This is a genomic window from Burkholderia aenigmatica (genome assembly GCF_902499175.1).
GTDB lineage: Bacteria > Pseudomonadota > Gammaproteobacteria > Burkholderiales > Burkholderiaceae > Burkholderia > Burkholderia aenigmatica.
This window is the reverse complement of record NZ_CABVQC010000038.1, coordinates 51,347-68,066: the sequence shown is the minus strand read 5'-3', so window position 1 is coordinate 68,066 and position 16,720 is coordinate 51,347. Positions and strand designations below refer to the sequence as shown.

The window sequence follows — 16,720 nt, the reverse complement described above, 5'->3', positions numbered from 1 at the left end:
CATGCACGGGCGCCGCACGCCATTCAACGCGGCCAGTTGCGCCGCGACACCACCGCGAAACTGATCGCGATCGAACCGGTCACGGGGCGCGGCGGCGCGTCGTTCATCGCGCTCATCGCATCCACCGCATCGCCGAAGCGAAAGCGGCGGCCGCGGCCGTCAGCGCGTTCGGTACGCGCGACACGTTCGGCACGACGTTTCGGCACGCGCGGATCGGCTGTTGCTGCGGGCTCGTCGATGGCCGCTGCTGCACACGAAGTGTCGTCGGTCGGACATTCACACACGGGATCAAGGGACATGGCGGTCGATTCCGGAAAGGGCATGTCCGTATTGAACGTCATCGCATTCGATCGGTAAAATGAATGTTTCGATCATTACGATTCCTTTTAAGAATGGAATTGAAGCTGCTGCGAACCTTCCTGACGGTCACCGAGCTGTGTCATTTCAGTCGCGCGGCCGATGCGCTGCACATGAGCCAGCCCGCATTGAGCAAGCAGATCGGCGCGCTCGAAGCGAGCCTCGGTGGCAAGCTGTTCGAGCGCGGCCGGCACGGCGCGGAGCTCACATCGTTCGGCGAGCGTTTCCTGCCCGATGCGCAGGCACTGGTGCGCGATGCGGATGAGATTCTCGCCCGCGCGCGTGAGCTGTCGAGCGGGCAGCGCGGTCATTTGCGGCTGGGCATCTGTTTGTCGGTGCTGACGCTCGTCCCGAAGCTCGTCGCCGAGTTTCGCAGCCGGAATCCTGGCATTGCCGTTACGCTGAGCGACCTGTCGTCCGCGGAGCAGACGCGTCGGTTGCGCGCGGGCAAGCTCGACGCCGGGTTCCTGCGCCTGCCGTCCGACGAAGGACTGTCGTCGTTCAAGGTGATCGACGAGGCGCTGGCGCTGGCGGTGCCGCCGCATCTCGGCCTGAAGCGCGTGCCGGCCGATCTCGGTACGCTCAACGAGATTGGCTTCATCGCGTTGCAGCGCGCACGCGGGCAAGGGTTGGCCGCGCAGGTGGACCGGTGGTGTGTCGAGCGCCGCTTCGTGCCGCACGTGACGCAGCAGGCCGAAGATGTGCAGTCGGTGCTCGCGTCGGTCGCGGCCGGCGCGGGCGTCGCGTTCATTCCGTCGCGTGCGCAATATCTGCTGCGTGACGCGACGGTATTGCCGCTCGACGGCCGGGACGCGAAGTGGCGCGTCGGGCTTGCGTGGCTGTCGGGCCGCGACGATCCCGTCACCACACGCTTCGTGTCGTTCATGCGTGCCGCGATCAAGAATGCATGACGGACGAGGCGGTATAGTGTCCTCCCCCGGCGGCGATCGCCCGATCGCGTGCCGGTGCCCGTACGAAAGCCCAGTCTTGCTCACCGACCGCAATCCATGACTTCAGAATCCGACGAATCCCCGCTCGACCCCGCACTCGTTGCGACGCTCGCGACGCTGAACGATGCCGCAAGCGACCCGGCCGGCAAGACCTGGTCGTTGCCGAAGATCGCGAAACGCACGCAACTGCCGATGAGCACGCTGCGCCGCGTGCTGACGCAGCTCGACGCCGCGGGCCTGAGCGCGACGACGTTGAACGAGGACGGCACCGGCAGTGCCGCGCTGACCGACGAAGGTCGCGCCGTGTGCGCGCAACTGTTCGGCGCGAACGACGCGCAATAAAAAACGGGCCGCTGGAAGCGGCCCGTCGTCTTGCGGTCCGATACGGCGTACCGGCGCGTTACCACCGCACTGTCACGCCGCCCATCACCGAATGATCGTAGGTCTGGTCGTTCAGCCTGCGCCGGTAGCCGATGTCGAGATCGAGCCACGGCTTCGGCGAATAGATCGCGCCCGCGATCATGAATGCAGGATTCGCGCCGGCACCGCTTTCCGTGTTGCGCGACGTGCCGATGTCGGCCACGATCTGCAGCTTGTCGGTCGCCTTGTAGATCGCCGCGCCCGACACGGCCCAGATCGACGTCAGGTCGCCCTGGCGATTCGGCTGGTACGTCATGCCGGCATTCGCGAGGAACGAAAACCGCGCGACGTCGAGCTGCGCGAGCAGCGTTGCGCCGGCACCCACGCGTCCGGTGCCGAGCCCGCGCCGGTCGTTGCCGGTCGGCGCGGTCAGTTTCGGCTTCAGCGCGATCGACAGCGGGCCGCGCTCGACGAACCGCCATTTCATGCCGATCTCGACATCGCCGATCCCGGCGCCGTTTTCATCGGTGCGCGTTTGCAGATGCGTGTAAGGCGCGTTCACGTAGAGATCGACGTGGTCGCCGAATCCGCGCGTGAGCGTCGCGTTCCACAGCTGGTGGCGGCCGTTTTCTTCCTGTTTCGAGGTTTCCTCTGCGTTGAACTCGAACTGCCAGTTCGCGTTGCCCTGCGTGCCCGTGTCGTCGCTGACGAGCGGATGGGTGGCGAGGGCATCGAACGGCGCGAGGAGGGCGCTCGCGGCTGCGAGCGGAAGCATTCTCTTCATGGGATCACCTGTCGTGCGTGGCGAGCCGGCCGGCCCATGCAGGGGAGTGCGGGCCGGCCGGCTTCAGGCAAAGATCTTCAGAACCACTGCTTGTAGCGGCGCACGTAGATCGTCTTGACGATCTGCGCGAGCAGGATGTAGCCGACCATCGTCGCGGCGAGCCACAGCCAGAAGGTGCCCGGCAGGTGCATGAAGCCGAGCGATTCCGCGAACGGCGAGAACGGCAGCCAGCAGCCGATCGCGATCGCGGTGAAGGTCGACAGCAGCACCGGCAGCGCGGCCGTGCTTTGCAGGAACGGGATCTTCTGCGTGCGCAGCAGGTGCACGACGAGCGTCTGCGACACGAGGCTCTCGATGAACCAGCCCGAGTTCATCACGATCTGGCCGCCGGTGCCGCCGTTCAGGTGATACATCGCGCCCGCGCCGAACACGGTCCACATCAGGATGTAGGTCGTGATGTCGAATACCGACGACGTCGGCCCGACCCACAGCATGAAGCGGCTGATGTTGCCGGCTTCCCATTTGCGCGGCTTCTTCAGGAACTCGGGATCCATCTTGTCCCACGGCAGCAGCATCTGCGACGTGTCGTAGATCAGGTTCAGTACGAGCAGCTGGGTCGCGAGCATCGGCTCCCACGGCAGGAACGCGCTGGCGACGAGCACCGAGAACACGTTGCCGAAGTTCGAGCTCGCGGTCATGTTCAGGTACTTCAGGATGTTGCCGAACGTCTCGCGGCCCTTGATCACGCCTTCCTCGAGCACCATCAGGCTCTTTTCGAGCAGGATGATGTCGGCGGTTTCCTTCGCGATGTCGGCGCCGCTGTCGACCGAGATGCCGACGTCGGCGTCGCGCAGCGCGGGCGCATCGTTGATGCCGTCGCCGAGGAAGCCGACCGTGTGGCCGTTCGCCTGCAGCGCCTTGACGATGCGCGCCTTCTGCAGCGGCGTCAGCTTCGCGAATACGGTCGTGCGTTCGACGACCTGCGCGAGCGTCGCGTCGTCGAGCGCTTCGATCTCCGTGCCGAGCATCGGCTTGCCGGGTTCGAGGCCGACCTGGCGGCACACCTTCATCGTGACGATCGGGTTGTCGCCCGTCAGCACCTTCACCGCGACGCCGTTTTCGCGCAGCGCGGCGAGCGCCGGCGCGGCCGATTCCTTCGGCGGATCGAGGAAGGTCAGGAAGCCGCGCACGACGAGGTCGTGTTCGTCGGCGGTGCGGTACTGCTGGCGCTCGTCGCCGCGCGTGATCGTGCGCGTCGCGAGCACGAGCACGCGGAAGCCGTCCTCGTTGTACGCGCTGGCCTGTTCGAGCAGCCGCTTGCGCGCGACGAAGTCGAGCGGACGCACGCCGTCTTCATCCTGCACGTGCGTGGAGACGGCCAGCATCTCCTCGACCGCGCCCTTGCAGATCAGCAGGTGCGTGCCACGCGCATCCTCGACGACGACCGACAGGCGGCGCCGCACGAAGTCGAACGGCAGTTCGTCGATCTTCTTGTAGCCCTGCGGCTTCACGCGCTCGCCGATCTCGTCGGCACGCGCGACGACCGCGATGTCGATCAGGTTCTTCTGGCCGCTCTGGTGGAAGCTGTTCAGCCAGCCGAGCCGCAGGATCTCCTCGTCCTTGTGACCCGACAGGTCGAGGTGGTGCTCGAGGATGATCTTGTCCTGCGTGAGCGTGCCGGTCTTGTCGGTGCACAGCACGTCCATCGCGCCGAAGTTCTGCACCGAGTTCAGCCGCTTGACGACGACCTTGCGGCGCGCCATCGCGACCGCGCCGCGCGCGAGGTTCGCGCTGACGATCATCGGCAGCATCTCGGGCGTGAGGCCGACGGCCACCGCGAGCGCGAACGTGAGCGCGCTCAGCCAGTCGCCCTTGGTCAGCCCGTTGATCATGAACACGATCGGCACCATCACGAACATGAACTTGATCAGCAGCCAGCTCACGCTCGCGACGCCGCGGTCGAAGCTCGTCTCGATGCGCTTGTGGCTCACGACGTTGCGCGCGAGCGAACCGAAGTAGGTGTCCTCGCCGGTCGCGACGACGACGGCCGTTGCGGTGCCGCTGACGACGTTGGTGCCCATGAAGCAGACGTTCTCGAGATCGAGCAGCGATGCCGACGTATCGGTCGCCGCGCCGGCCGCGCGCGTGCTGGCGGATTTGCCGGCGACCGCGCCGAGCGTGTCGTACTTCTCGACCGGCAGCGCCTCGCCGGTCAGCACGGCCTGGCTGATGAACAGGTCGCGCGACGCGAGCAGGCGCACGTCCGCCGGAATCATGTCGCCGGCCGACAGGTGCACGATGTCGCCGGTCACGACTTCGCGCATCGGCACCTCGCGGCGGGCCGGTTCGGACGTGTCGGTCACCGAGCGCTGCACGGTCGCGGTCGTGCGGACCATCGCCTTCAGCTTCTCGGCCGCGCGCAGCGACCGGAATTCCTGCGCGAAACGCAGCAGCGCGCTGATCGTGACCATCGTCAGCAGGATCGTCATGCCGACATAGTCGCGATCGTCGGGGGCCGCGAAGTAGACGTCGGTGAAGAAGCTGATGGCGGCCAGCACCAGCAGCACGTAGACGAACGGGTTGTGGAACGAGAGCAGCAACTGGCGGGTCCAGTGCGGCGGCTTGTCGTGCGCGATTTCGTTCGGGCCGTAGTGCTGCAGGCGGTCGGCGGCCTGGTCGTAGGTGAGGCCGCGCGTGCTGGTGTGCAGCGACTTCAGCGTGTCTTCGAGCGGGCGGGCCGCTTCCTGCGCGGCGCGCATGATGCGCGGGTCGTTCTGCGGGCCGGTGCCGGCCTTGATGAAGCCACGCTGTTTCTTTTGCGATGTGTTGTGTCGTGTCGTCATGAGTTGCTCCTTGCGCACGAGTCGGCGGGCGGGGAGCGACCGTGACGTTATCGACGCACGAGCGCTTCCCGCCGCGTCGCGTCGGGCGCGATCGGCTGTGGATCGGTGAAGGCGGGAACGCTCGCCGGCGCGTGCGGTGCGGCCGGAGGGGCGATGTGCAGCGTCGCACCGGCGAGCGGTAATCGACTACTGTCGTCTGAGTTCATCTGCACTCCTGTCGGTTGCGGATAGTCGGCACGGGCGATCGACAGCGACGCACGCACGAAGGCGCGCGGCCGGATGGCACGCGAACGGAAAGCGCGCGAGGCTGACGCTGCGCGCAACACGAACGCACGCGCGCGACGGCGCATCGCGTGCATTCGACAACCATGAAAATTCGGCGGGAGATCTGGCCAGTCAGGCCGGAAGGACGCCGCATCCTGCTTCCCGGGATGCGGCAGAAGACGAGGCTCTGCGCGTTTTCCTCAGGCAGCAGTCAAGTTGGTCAAGCACCAACTACAACTCGCATCGGTGTTCACAGAACACTCCATGTAATTAGACGGGAGCGATGGTAATGGGTCGCTGTGCGAAGCGTCAACCCTTTTGTCAGTCGTTATTTCGAGAAACGTAATCCAGCCGTTGCGCGAGCGGAGAAACGCCGGATCGCCGCCAATGAAACGGCCGCGCGCATGCGATGTCGGCATGCGCGCGGCCGCGACGAAGCAGGGTGCCGGTGACTAGTTGACCGACGCGACGGCCGCCCCTGCATCGAGGATGCCCGAGCCCGCCGGCATCGCGGTGCACGACGTGCCGGCCGCCAGCTTGGTCGTGCGCGTGCCGCCCTGCAGTTTCTGCTGGATCTGCGCGGGCGTGAGATTGCCGTTCACCGACAGCATCAGCGCGGCGACCCCCGACACTTGCGGTGTCGCGAGGCTGGTGCCGTTCGCGAGGCCGTAGGTGTCCGCGCCCGGCGTCGTGGTGCCGGTATTCGACGTCGACAGGATGTTGACGCCGGGTGCGCTGAGCGTGACATCGGCGCCGAAGTTGCTGAACGACGCGCGGCGGCCCGTCGCGTCGGTTGCGCCGACGCTGATCACGCCGCGGCAGTTCGCGGGCTGGTCGAGTCCGGTCGACAGGCCGTCGTTGCCGGCGGCGACGACGACGGTCACGCCCTTCGCGGTCACGTCGTCGATGGCCTGCTGGAACGTCGTGCTGCATGCGCCGACGCCGCCGAGGCTCAGGTTGATGACCTTCGCGGGCGTCGGGTTGTTCGGTACGCCGGTGACCGGAATTCCGGCCGCCCAGCGCATCCCGTCCGCGATGTCGCTCGTCGTGCCACCGCACTTGCCGAGCACGCGAACCGGCAGGATTCGGCCGAGCCACGATACGCCGGCGATCCCGGCGCCGTTGTTCGCGGTCGCGCCGATCACGCCCATCACGCGGGTGCCGTGCCAGCTGCTGTCGCTCGGCTGCGGCGCGCAGTTGTAGTACGGACCGTTCGCATTGCTGAGTTCCTGCTGCGTGACCCAGTCGCCCGGATCGGTTGCGTCAGGGCCGCGCGTCAGGCCGTTGTTGCTGGTGTTGACGTTGCTGATGAAGCTGTAGCCGGGCATCAGGTTCGCGGCGAGGTCGGCATGCGGCCGGTAACCGGTGTCGAGCACGGCGGTGACGACGGTCGGCGAACCCTTGGTCACGTTCCAGGCCGGCGGCATGTCGATGCCGGCGGTCGGGTCGGACAGGTACCACTGCTGGCTGTAGAGCGGATCGCTCGGCGTGTCGCGGATCTGCATCGGGTGATCCGGTTCCGCGTAGTCGACGTCCGAATCGGCTGCGAATGCCTGCGCGAGCGCGGCTGCGTCGGTGGCGGCCATGCGCTGGCCGAGCGACAGCACGGCCGCGCCGTTCGAGATCGTCCGTTCGACCTGCACGTTCACCGGCGCTTGCCCGACCGTGCTCGCATAGGCACGTGCGCTGCCGGCGACCGGCGCAGTCCAGCGCGTCATCGAGCGCTGGATCACGGCGTCGAGCCGCGTCCCGTTGTCGATGGCCGCCATCGCACGCGTGGCCGTCAGCGTCTTGAGCTTGACGATCAGGTGATCGATCGGCGGTTCGGCCGGTGCGGTCTGCGCGGCCATCTGCACGGCGGCCTGCTGCGTCGGGCAGGCATTGCTGCCGGTCGTGGTGGGCGTGGGCGTCGGGGTGGTCGGGGCGGGCGCCGGGGCCGGCGCCGGCGCTGCGTTGGAGGAGGACGGGTTGCTGCCGTCGCCGCCGCCTCCGCCGCAACCGGCGAGGGGCAGGAGGGCGGCGGCAGACAGCATGCCGGCGAGCATGCGCGCATGTGCGGAGCGCGCCAGCGCGAAATTGAAACGCTTGGTTCTCATGTTGAAACTCGATCCTCGTAGATAACCGTCGTGCCGGCGGTGGCGCTGGTCCGGCTGACCCGGACCTTGTCTTTTTTTGTCTGACGGCGGCAGCAAGGTTGCTGCGACGCGCCATGCACTGGGTAACGGCCGGCGTGGCGGCTTCTTGAGTACGTTTCACGAGAAAAACCTGTGCGCGCGCAAACGATTACGTTGGTGCGTTGCAGCATGAACGCGCGTTTGGAACGTGTGGCACAGAAGGTGGGGTCGAGTCCACGCGTGGCCGGTCGGGCGAAACCTGCGTCGCGGGCCGGTTTGCGCGGCACGGCAAACGTCTTTCAACGGGCGGCCACGGTGGAAGGTTGTTTACGCTTTCCCTGATGCGACGCGAATTTTGTCGGGCGTACGATCGCGATTCGATCAACGTTTCGTCAGGAGAAAAGCATGGATCGCCGCTTACGCTGGCTGGCCGTTGCGCTGTCCTGTGCGCTGGCGGGTACCGCGCACGCGCAGGCACTTACCGGCACGCTGAAGAAGATCAAGGACACGGGCGTCGTGTCGCTGGGCATTCGCGAATCGTCGGTGCCGTTCTCGTATTCGGACAACCAGCAGAAGAACATCGGCTATTCGCGCGACATCGCGTCGCGCGTCATCGACCAGTTGAAGACGGAACTGAACCTGCCGAATCTCGCGGTGAAGGAAATCCCGATCACGTCGCAGAACCGGATTCCGCTGCTGCAGAACGGGACGATCGATTTCGAATGCGGATCGACGACGAACACGCTCGAACGGCAGAAGCAGGCCGCGTTCTCGAACAGTATTTTTCTGTATGGCATCCGCTTCAGCACGCGCAAGGATTCGGGCGTGAAGGATTTCGCGGACCTGGCGGGCAAGACGGTCGCGACGACGGCCGGCACGTCGGACGAGCGCCTGCTGCGCAAGCTCAACGAAGAGAAGGCGATGAACATGACGATCATCAGCGCCAAGGATCACGCCGAAGCGTTCATGAACGTCACGACCGGGCGCGCGGTGGCGTTCGTGATGGACGAGCCGCTGCTGTACGGCGAGATCGCGAAGGATCGCAACCCGGGTGCGTACACGGTGACGGGCACGCCGCTCGTCCACGAGAACTACGCGTGCATGATGCGCAGGGACGATCCGGCGTTCAAGCATGTCGTCGATGGCGTGATCGCGAAGATGCAGACGTCGGGTGCGGCCGAGAAGCTCTACAACCAGTGGTTCACACAGCCGATTCCGCCGAAGGGCGTGAGCCTCAACTATCCGCTGTCGGTGGAGATGAAGCAGCTGTTCAGGAATCCGACGGATCAGGCGCAGTATTGATTGCGAGTCGGTGCTGATCGACGTTTGGTCATGAAAAACCGCCGGCGCGTGCCGGCGGTTACGGTGCGGAAGGCGGAAGGCGGAAGGCGCGAAACACGCCAGGCCTCGATTTCCGGCCCACGCGCGGCCGGTGTTGCTGGCGCTGCCGAATGTGCCAGCGGGCGTGCCGTCGCGATGACGGGAATATCGCCCACGGCGCCATCGCGAACCCGACCGGGTGCGGCATCGGCATCGCGCGTGCGTTGGCGAGCGCGACGTGCCGGAGGGCCATCGGGTGCCGGCTCAAGTCAGGATTCAAGCGGCGGACGCCACGCCGATAGCGGATTTCCGGGCAGGCCGCAATCGGCATTCAACCTCGTCCACGCCAGGGGAATCCGGCTGCGCGACCGGACAACAGGCACAATACGATATTCGTCACGACGCACGCGTGTTCGCAGTTCGAACATCGCGCGGCTGCGTCACTGCTGTCCGACCTCCTTCCCAGCCGTCATGAACGCCACGCTCACTCCCGCGCGCGAGTCGAACTCGCCGCGTTTCCTGCTGTTCCTGATCTGCCTGTTCGCGTCCGCCGGCCAGCTCGCGATCGACATCTACGTCCCCGCGCTGCCCGACATGGCACGTTCGTTCGCGACCACGCCGCAGGCGATCCAGTCGAGCGTGTCCGGCTACATGGCGGCCTACGCGCTCGGCCAGCTCATCTTCGGCCCGATCGCCGACGCTTACGGCCGCAAGCGCGTGCTCGCGTTCGGGCTCGTGATCTACACGATCGGCTGCCTGCTGTCGCTCGGCGCGCAGAACCTGGAGACGTTCGTGCTGGCGCGCTGCCTGCAGGGCTTCGGAATCGCGACCACCAACCTGCTCGCGAAGGCGATCATCACCGATTCGTTCTCCGGCCAGGCGCTGATGCACGCGTTCACGTACATGTCGATCGCATGGGGGCTCGCGCCGATCATCGCGCCGGTGATCGGCGCGCACCTGCAGGAATGGTTCGGCTGGCGCGCGTGCCTCGTGTTCCTGCTGGTGTACTCGCTGGCGATGTGGGCGCTGCTGTGGCGTTACCGCGAAACCTTGCCGAAACCGGTGCATCTCGAGCCGCGCACGCTGATGACGAACGCGGGCAAGGTGCTGGCGAGCCCGGTGTTCCAGAGCTGCTTCCTGGCGCAGGGGCTGTGTTACAGCATCCTGCTCGTGTTCAACATCGTCGGGCCGTTCATGGTGCAGACCACGCTGCACAAGCCGCCGACCTTCTTCGGCTATCTCGCGCTCGGGATCGGGCTGATGTATTTCCTCGGCGGCCTGTCGAACCGCATTCACGGGCGCGGGCTGCCGAGCGCCGAGCAACGTCTGCGCATCGGCGCGCGCGTGATGGCGGGGGCCTCGGTGGCGATGCTGGTGCTGGCGCTCACAGTCGGGCTGCGCGTCTGGACGCTCGCGACGCCGGTGCTCGTGATGGGCTTCTGCGCGGGCGCGATGTACCCGACGCTGATGGCCAAGGGGAATTCGCTGTTTCCGCATATCGCCGGCCTGACGAGCGCGATCCTCGGCTGCGCACTGCTGCTCGTGTCGTCCGCGATGATGGGGCTGGCCGGTTTCGTGTCGATCCATGTCCTGACGCCGCTCGCGGTGTTCTTCGTCGCGCTGTCGTGCATCGTCGTGTGGATGGTCACCAAGCTGCTGCGGTACCTGTCGCAGCAGCAGGCCCAGGCCGCGTCCGTCGTGTGCGGGAGCGGGGAGGCTGCGTAAGTGCCGCCCGTCGACCGACCCATGCCCCCGATCCTGCTGAACCGTGTCGCCCGAACCGACGCCGCCGATCTGATCGCCGCCAACCGCGCGAGCCGGAGCCACCATCTGCCGTGGGTCGACTCGTTCACCGACCCGGCGGGATTCGACCAGTGGTTCGCCCGCTGCCTGACGGGGCCGAACGTCGGCCTCGTCGCGCGCGAGCGCACGTCCGGGGCGGTGGTCGGCGTGGTGAACCTCAACGAGATCGTCGGCGGCGTGTTCCAGAGCGCGTATCTCGGGTACTACGGGATGGTGGCGTTCAGCGGCAAGGGGCTGATGACCGAGGCGCTGCGCGCGGCGATCGGCGTCGCGTTCGGCGAACTCGGGCTGCATCGGCTCGAAGCGAACATCCAGCCCGGCAACCACGCGTCGATTGCGCTGGTTCGGCGGCTCGGTTTCACGAAAGAGGGGTTTTCGCCGCGCTATCTGCGCATCGGCGGCGAATGGCGCGACCACGAACGGTGGGCGCTGCTGGCCGACGGCGAGCCCGAAACGCGCGCCTGACGCCCGATCCCGGGCGATCTTCTTTCCGCCGCCGGCCGCTTACAGCGGATGTGCCGCGCCGGCCTGCGCCAGCAGCGAAACGGCCACCGGATCCGGCATCCCGTTCGAGTCGATCGCACCGGCTTTCGCGAGTGCGACGAGGTCGCTGTCGACGCCCGGTTGCCCGACCGTGAACGACGTGGTCAGGAATGCCGGCGCCGCGAGCGTGACCGAATAGCGCTGCTGCAGATTCGTCACCACGGCCGATTGTGCGGCCTGTACGGTGTTCGCATTGTTCATCGCCTGCTGGTAGCGCGAATTCCCCTGGAAATTGCCGATCAGTGTGGCCGTGTCCGTGCCGAGTTGGGCGGCGAGATAGACCAGCATCAGCTCGGTCTCAGGCGTCGTATTGAACGTGCCGCCCGCGTACGCGAGCGAATGCAGGCTCGTGCCGCCCGACGTCACGGTGATCGCGCACGGCAGCACGGCATTGACCGTCACCTGATAGTTGCCGCCGCCGTCCGTCAGCGTCGTCGCCGAACCCGTCACGCAGTTGACCGCCACCTGCGCGCTGGCGAGCGCGTCGCCTGTCGCGGCCGTGCCCGAGAGCGCGACGGTCTGCGTGTTGTTGTTGAAACAGACATCCACGCCGAAGCAGGCATCGCCGTTGCACGCCTGAAGCGTCGCGAGGATGGCGATGCAGAGCGTGCCCAGCGCGGGGCGGATGAAACGGCGGGGGTGAATGTTCATGGTCGCTGGCCTTGAGGAGAGTGGGGCAACCGGTGGGCGCCGGAGAGGTGGTGCCGTTCACATTCTAGGTCCCGAATCGGGTGGCTGCTCGCCGGGTTCGCCCGTTTGGCCCGCTTGTGGCCGGGGCGGCCTGCCGTCGAGCGTGTCATGCGCTGCACGGCTTTGCCGGCATCGGGGCGATACGACGACAGATTGAAATGACGAGGTCCGGAAGCCGGCCGGAAACCTTTCAGTTCCCTTCGCAATTGGTTATGCTGCGGGACGATTAAAAACGACGAGAGAACGCGCCGCTCCCGATGGAGCCGGCGCGCCGTTTCCGACATGAACTTGAAACGACTGACGGGCCGGCCGCGCCTGCCGGGTGGCGAGGGCGATCCGGCAGCGTGGGCAGGCACGACCCGAAACGGCATTCCGCCCACACGCAGCACGAAGGGGGAGGCCCGCAGGCCCGGCTTCTGGAAGGCCACGGCCTTGCTGACGGGCGCGGTCGTGCTGTTCGGCGGCGCGGCCATTGCCGCGACAACCGAAGACGGCAGCAACGCCGTCGTGGCGTCGTCGGCCACCCCGCCTTTCACCCCGGCCCAGTCGGCGTGCACGCACGTGGCTGCCGCAGCGGCCTATCCGGTCGCCGCAAAGCCTGAAGCCGCACCGCCACTCAAAGGCCGCGTGACGGACACCACGGGCGTGCTGAGCGCCGCCTGCGCATCCGAGCTGACCGACCGCCTCGCGGCGCTCGAACAACGGCTTGGCGTGCAGATCGCGATCCTGCTGGTCGGGTCGACCGGGCAATCGACGATCGAGCAGTTCGCGACCACCGTATTCGATCAATGGAAGCTCGGCAAGGCCGAGGTCAACAACGGCCTGTTGCTCGTCGCCGCGCTCAACGACCATGCCGTGCGGATCGAAGTCGGCTACGGGCTCGAAGGCACGATTCCGGACATCGTCGCGGGCCGGATCATCCGTGAGCGGATCGTGCCGGCTTTCCGCGAGAACCGTGTTGAAGGCGGCATCAGCGATGCGGTGGACGCGCTGGCACACGAAATGATGCCGGCAGACGTCGCCACGCCTGAGCCGGCGGCACCCGCGACGGCGCCCGGCGGGCGCGACGACGCATACGAAACGGCCACGGCGACCACGGCGGATGCCACGAACGCACCGCCTCGTGACGCACGGGCCGGCGGCGAACAGTATCAGCCGAACGGCCTGCCGGTGCGGAAACATGCGAATACGGGCGGGGTGCGGTTCTGGTTCCTGCTCGGGGTGGCCAACGTCGTGCTGGGCGTGGTCGCGCAGTGGCGCCAGTTGCGCCGCCGGGTGGCGCTGCTGGCCGCCTGGCTCGTGGCGGCCGTCGTACCGATCGTGATGCTGCCGGTCGGCACAATCTTCAACGGCAATCTCGAAGCCATGCTGGGCGCCGCGTTGTTCGTCCCGGCGGCGGCCGGTGTCGCGCCGTGCCTGCTCGGGATCAACCTGTTCCTGTCGGCGCGCGTGCGCAAATACACGGCGATCGTGGGCGGGACGCTGTTCATGATCGTCGCGATCGGGCGCGAGATGGATTATTCGGTCGAGGAAGTGCTGTCCGGCATCTTCGGCGTGCTGTGCGTGCTCGCCGTGATCTGGGCGAAGTTGATGGGCATCGGCTCGTCTTCGTCGTCTTCCTCGTCCGGCTCCCGGTCGCGCTCGAGCGCCGATTCGTTCCGCGGCGATGGCGGTTCGAGCGGTGGCGGCGGTGCATCGGGCCGCTGGTAGCCACCGCGCGCAGCGTGGCCGCTCGCTCGTTTCTTTTCACCTACGGCTCCACCCGGAGCGTTCAACCGGAAACATCCACCATGAAATGGTTTCGAATCCTGCTTGTGTGCTGCGTGCTGGCTCCGCTCGCGGGGTGCGGTTATAACGCGATCCAGTCGTCCGACGAGAACATCAATGCCGCGTGGTCCGAAGTGCTGAACCAGTACCAGCGCCGCGCCGACCTCGTGCCGAACCTCGCCGCGTCGGTGAAGGGCTACGCGTCGCACGAGGAGCGCGTGCTGACCGAGGTGGCGTCGGCCCGTGCGCGGGTGGGCAGCGTGCAAATGACGCCGGAGATGGCAAAGGATCCGGCCGCGCTCGCGGCGTTCGACCAGCGGCAGGGCGAGCTGTCGGGTGCGCTGAGCCGGCTGATGGTGGTGTCCGAGCGCTACCCGGAGCTGAAGGCGAGCGAAGCGTTCCGCGACCTGCAGACCCAGCTCGAAGGCACGGAAAACCGCATCGCGGTCGCGCGCGGCCGCTACATCAAGACGGTGCAGCACTACAACGTGCAGATCCGCCAGTTCCCGGGCGTCGTGATCGCGAAGATCTTCGGCTACCAGCCGCGCCCGAACTTCGGCGTCGCGAACGAGGCGGCGATCTCGACCGCGCCGGCACTCGACTTCTCCGCGCAACCGCAGTCGCCGAAGGCGAACACGAACGCGGCCGGCGAGTAAGGCCGGCTCACCCACTCAAGCGCTCAGGGCTTGCGCACGGCCGCCTTTGCGAACGCGCCGCGCACCTCGAAGCTGATCGCATCGGCGACATTGCCGCGCGCGTCGACGAGTTCGAGCCGGTGCCGGCCCGGCCACGGCAGCCACGCGATGCGATCGGCATGCCCGATCACCTTGTCGTCGAGCCGCCACGCAAACTTCGTGGCGCGCCCGGCCGAACGCTCGAACCAGATCCGCTGGTTCTTCGGTGGAATGTCCGGATCGATCGCGAAGATCGTGCCGTCGGTCGGCGTGCCGATCGTCAGCGGCGCGCGTGCGCCGTCCTTGCCCGGCGTGACGGGGGCGGCGAGCCGGATCGTGTCGACCGCCGTTCCCGCGATGAACCACTCGTTGCGTGACGGTTCGATATCGCGTTCGAACGTGATGCGGCGCGTCTCGACCCCGGCCGGCGCGCGTGGCGCACGGCTCGGCTGGTCGCGGTGCAGGTAGCCGACGACCGCCGACCACACCGGCGACGCACCCGTGACACCCGACACGTCCCACATCGGCGAACCGTCCGCATTGCCGACCCACACGCCGACCGTATAGCGCGACGTGAAACCGACCGTCCAGTTGTCGCGCATGTCCTTGCTCGTACCGGTCTTGACCGCCGAGAAGAAGCGCGTCGCGAGCGGATTGTCGAAGCCGAACGTGCGCACACGCGCGTTGTTGTCGGACAGGATGTCGGTGACGACGAAGCTGGCCGCCTCGCTGAACACGCGTGTACCGTCGGCGGCGCGGGCGGGCGACGCGGCGGACGCGCCGGCTGCCGGAGCCGGCGCTGGCACGTCGATGACCTTGCGCGCAATGCCGCCGTTCGCGAGCGCGCGGTACGCGTTGGTCAGCGACAGCAGCGTGACGTCCGCACTGCCGAGCGCGAGGCTGAAGCCGTAGTAGTCGCCTTCCTGCGCGAGCGGCAGGCCGAGCGCGGTCAGCGTGCGCGCGAAGCGGTGCGGCGTGACGAGCACGAGCGTGCGCACGGCCGGCACGTTCAGCGAGCCGCCGAGCGCGCTGCGCACGCTCACCCAGCCCTTGAAGTCCTTGTCGTAGTTCTGCGGAATGTACAGGCCGCCGCCGGCGGCGAGGTTGATCGGCGCATCGTCGAGCAGTGACGCGGCCGTCAGCCGTTTCTCGTCGATCGCCTGCGCATACAGGAACGGCTTGAGCGTCGAGCCGGCCTGACGTGGCGCGAGCACGGCGTCCACGTCGCGGGCGCTCGACAGCGCGCCCGACGATCCGACCCACGCGCGAATCTCGCCGGTCGCGTTGTCGATCACGACGACCGCGCCGTCCTGCACGTTGCGCCGGTGCGCGGGCGCGTTGAGTTCGGTCAGCGCGCGCACCAGCGTGTCGCGCGCGAAGCGCTGCAGCGGCGCATCGAGCGTCGTGCGCACCTGCGCGCCGGCCGTTGGCCGGACCTCGGCCGCGATGCGTCGCGCGAAGTGCGGGGCGAGGGCGGCGCCGTCGTCGCGCGCGGCGCTGGCGGGACGCGCGGTGACAAGTTGCACGTAGCCGTCGAGCGATGCGCAGGCCTGCTCGGCATGCATGTCGCGCAGGATCCGGCACGCGCGCTCGGCGACTTTCGCGGGCGTTGCGTTCGGCGCGCGTACGAGCGCGGCCGCGATCGCGGCTTCGCGTGCGTCGAGGCCCGATGGCGCCTTGCCGAACAGCACCTGCGACAACGCGGCGAGGCCGATCGTCTCGCCGCGGAACGGCACGAGGTTCAGGTACGCCTCGAGCACCTGGTCCTTGCGCCAGCCGCGTTCGAGCAGCAGCGCGTTGACCGCCTGCGACGCCTTCTGCGGCAGCGAGCGCTGGCCCGACCGGCGCGGCGAATCGCTGAGCAGCCCGGCGAGCTGCATCGTGACGGTCGATGCGCCGCGCGTGCGCTCGTTCCACAGGTTGCCCCACGCGGCGCCGGCGATGCCGCGCCAGTCGACGCCGCTGTGTTCATAGAAGCGCTTGTCTTCGGACACGACGATCGCTTCGCGAAATGCGGGCGACACGTCGGCGAGCGACACCCAGTCGCCGCGCCGTTCGGTGAGGTCGACTCGCGTGCGCTGCAGCGGCGTGCCGTCGCGCGCGAGCAGCACCCAGTCCGAGCTGCGCCAGTTGCGGCGCACTTCGTCGTAGCTCGGTAGCGCATGCGCGACGAGCGGCGCGGCCAGCACGATGGCGACCAATACGCGGCCGGCGAAACGCGCCGACCGCGGCAATACCAGATCGATCATCA

General features: G+C 67.4%; 14 protein-coding genes and 1 pseudogene. 7 read left to right on the top strand and 8 right to left on the bottom strand.

Annotated elements, in window-relative coordinates:
- Positions 1 to 23: 23 nt before the first annotated feature.
- On the bottom strand, positions 24 to 341 hold the full coding sequence (locus BDO18943_RS25155) for a hypothetical protein (protein WP_175024491.1): 318 nt from the start codon (positions 339 to 341) through the stop codon (positions 24 to 26).
- A gap of 51 nt (positions 342 to 392) precedes the next feature.
- Between BDO18943_RS25155 and BDO18943_RS25150 the strand changes: the two genes are divergently transcribed.
- Positions 393 to 1,268 (top strand): LysR family transcriptional regulator, encoded by an 876-nt coding sequence (locus BDO18943_RS25150; protein ID WP_175024490.1) that lies wholly within the window; start codon positions 393 to 395, stop codon positions 1,266 to 1,268.
- A 96-nt stretch (positions 1,269 to 1,364) separates the two neighbouring features.
- Positions 1,365 to 1,649, top strand: a complete 285-nt coding sequence (locus tag BDO18943_RS25145) for a hypothetical protein (RefSeq protein WP_043184359.1) — start codon at positions 1,365 to 1,367, stop codon at positions 1,647 to 1,649.
- A gap of 58 nt (positions 1,650 to 1,707) precedes the next feature.
- On the opposite strand, the gene BDO18943_RS25140 is transcribed toward BDO18943_RS25145, so the two are convergent.
- The 4 genes from BDO18943_RS25140 to BDO18943_RS25125 all read right to left on the bottom strand — a co-directional run bounded on the left by BDO18943_RS25140 (position 1,708) and on the right by BDO18943_RS25125 (position 7,654).
- On the bottom strand, positions 1,708 to 2,451 hold the full coding sequence (locus BDO18943_RS25140; protein WP_175024489.1) for a transporter: 744 nt from the start codon (positions 2,449 to 2,451) through the stop codon (positions 1,708 to 1,710).
- 77 nt (positions 2,452 to 2,528) lie between these two features.
- Entirely contained in the window at positions 2,529 to 5,294 is a 2,766-nt protein-coding gene (mgtA, locus tag BDO18943_RS25135; protein ID WP_175024488.1) for a magnesium-translocating P-type ATPase, read from the bottom strand.
- Between the two features lie 47 nt (positions 5,295 to 5,341).
- Complete coding sequence (locus BDO18943_RS25130) at positions 5,342 to 5,500, bottom strand: hypothetical protein (RefSeq protein WP_175024487.1); 159 nt, start codon at positions 5,498 to 5,500, stop codon at positions 5,342 to 5,344.
- Positions 5,501 to 6,010: 510 nt separating this feature from the next.
- Entirely contained in the window at positions 6,011 to 7,654 is a 1,644-nt protein-coding gene (locus tag BDO18943_RS25125; RefSeq protein ID WP_175024486.1) for a S8 family peptidase, read from the bottom strand.
- A 423-nt stretch (positions 7,655 to 8,077) separates the two neighbouring features.
- On the opposite strand from BDO18943_RS25125, the gene BDO18943_RS25120 reads away from it, so the two are divergent.
- Positions 8,078 to 8,974 (top strand): glutamate/aspartate ABC transporter substrate-binding protein, encoded by an 897-nt coding sequence (locus BDO18943_RS25120; RefSeq protein ID WP_175024485.1) that lies wholly within the window; start codon positions 8,078 to 8,080, stop codon positions 8,972 to 8,974.
- Between the two features lie 101 nt (positions 8,975 to 9,075).
- On the opposite strand, the pseudogene BDO18943_RS43165 reads toward BDO18943_RS25120, so the two are convergent.
- Positions 9,076 to 9,260, bottom strand: a pseudogene (locus BDO18943_RS43165) (hypothetical protein); the annotation flags it as partial.
- Positions 9,261 to 9,463: 203 nt separating this feature from the next.
- Here BDO18943_RS43165 and BDO18943_RS25115 point away from each other — a divergent pair.
- Entirely contained in the window at positions 9,464 to 10,717 is a 1,254-nt protein-coding gene (locus BDO18943_RS25115; protein ID WP_175024484.1) for a multidrug effflux MFS transporter, read from the top strand.
- A gap of 21 nt (positions 10,718 to 10,738) precedes the next feature.
- Positions 10,739 to 11,260, top strand: a complete 522-nt coding sequence (locus BDO18943_RS25110) for a GNAT family N-acetyltransferase (RefSeq protein WP_175024483.1) — start codon at positions 10,739 to 10,741, stop codon at positions 11,258 to 11,260.
- Between the two features lie 39 nt (positions 11,261 to 11,299).
- On the opposite strand, the gene BDO18943_RS25105 is transcribed toward BDO18943_RS25110, so the two are convergent.
- Positions 11,300 to 11,989 carry a hypothetical protein gene (locus tag BDO18943_RS25105; RefSeq protein WP_175024482.1) on the bottom strand — a complete coding sequence of 230 codons (690 nt, stop codon included), beginning with the start codon at positions 11,987 to 11,989 and terminating at the stop codon, positions 11,300 to 11,302.
- A 321-nt stretch (positions 11,990 to 12,310) separates the two neighbouring features.
- Here BDO18943_RS25105 and BDO18943_RS42720 point away from each other — a divergent pair, with 321 nt between their 5' ends.
- Both BDO18943_RS42720 and BDO18943_RS25095 read left to right on the top strand, forming a co-directional pair.
- Positions 12,311 to 13,738 (top strand): TPM domain-containing protein, encoded by a 1,428-nt coding sequence (locus BDO18943_RS42720; protein ID WP_175024481.1) that lies wholly within the window; start codon positions 12,311 to 12,313, stop codon positions 13,736 to 13,738.
- An 80-nt stretch (positions 13,739 to 13,818) separates the two neighbouring features.
- Positions 13,819 to 14,451: a LemA family protein gene (locus BDO18943_RS25095; RefSeq protein ID WP_175024480.1), complete on the top strand. Its 633-nt coding sequence runs from the start codon at positions 13,819 to 13,821 to the stop codon at positions 14,449 to 14,451.
- 23 nt (positions 14,452 to 14,474) lie between these two features.
- On the opposite strand, the gene pbpC is transcribed toward BDO18943_RS25095, so the two are convergent.
- Positions 14,475 to 16,718 (bottom strand): penicillin-binding protein 1C, encoded by a 2,244-nt coding sequence (gene pbpC, locus BDO18943_RS25090; protein WP_175024479.1) that lies wholly within the window; start codon positions 16,716 to 16,718, stop codon positions 14,475 to 14,477.
- Positions 16,719 to 16,720 lie beyond the last annotated feature (2 nt).

Excerpts from the sequence above, each read along its gene's own strand:
- BDO18943_RS25155 (WP_175024491.1), bottom strand. The coding sequence starts at position 341 with ATGACGTTCAATACGGACATGCCCTTTCCGGAATCGACCGCCATGTCC.
- BDO18943_RS25150 (WP_175024490.1), top strand. The coding sequence starts at position 393 with ATGGAATTGAAGCTGCTGCGAACCTTCCTGACGGTCACCGAGCTGTGT.
- BDO18943_RS25145 (WP_043184359.1), top strand. The coding sequence starts at position 1,365 with ATGACTTCAGAATCCGACGAATCCCCGCTCGACCCCGCACTCGTTGCG.
- BDO18943_RS25140 (WP_175024489.1), bottom strand. The coding sequence starts at position 2,451 with ATGAAGAGAATGCTTCCGCTCGCAGCCGCGAGCGCCCTCCTCGCGCCG.
- mgtA (WP_175024488.1), bottom strand. The coding sequence starts at position 5,294 with ATGACGACACGACACAACACATCGCAAAAGAAACAGCGTGGCTTCATC.
- BDO18943_RS25130 (WP_175024487.1), bottom strand. The coding sequence starts at position 5,500 with ATGAACTCAGACGACAGTAGTCGATTACCGCTCGCCGGTGCGACGCTG.
- BDO18943_RS25125 (WP_175024486.1), bottom strand. The coding sequence starts at position 7,654 with ATGAGAACCAAGCGTTTCAATTTCGCGCTGGCGCGCTCCGCACATGCG.
- BDO18943_RS25120 (WP_175024485.1), top strand. The coding sequence starts at position 8,078 with ATGGATCGCCGCTTACGCTGGCTGGCCGTTGCGCTGTCCTGTGCGCTG.
- BDO18943_RS25115 (WP_175024484.1), top strand. The coding sequence starts at position 9,464 with ATGAACGCCACGCTCACTCCCGCGCGCGAGTCGAACTCGCCGCGTTTC.
- BDO18943_RS25110 (WP_175024483.1), top strand. The coding sequence starts at position 10,739 with ATGCCCCCGATCCTGCTGAACCGTGTCGCCCGAACCGACGCCGCCGAT.
- BDO18943_RS25105 (WP_175024482.1), bottom strand. The coding sequence starts at position 11,989 with ATGAACATTCACCCCCGCCGTTTCATCCGCCCCGCGCTGGGCACGCTC.
- BDO18943_RS42720 (WP_175024481.1), top strand. The coding sequence starts at position 12,311 with ATGAACTTGAAACGACTGACGGGCCGGCCGCGCCTGCCGGGTGGCGAG.
- BDO18943_RS25095 (WP_175024480.1), top strand. The coding sequence starts at position 13,819 with ATGAAATGGTTTCGAATCCTGCTTGTGTGCTGCGTGCTGGCTCCGCTC.
- pbpC (WP_175024479.1), bottom strand. The coding sequence starts at position 16,718 with ATGATCGATCTGGTATTGCCGCGGTCGGCGCGTTTCGCCGGCCGCGTA.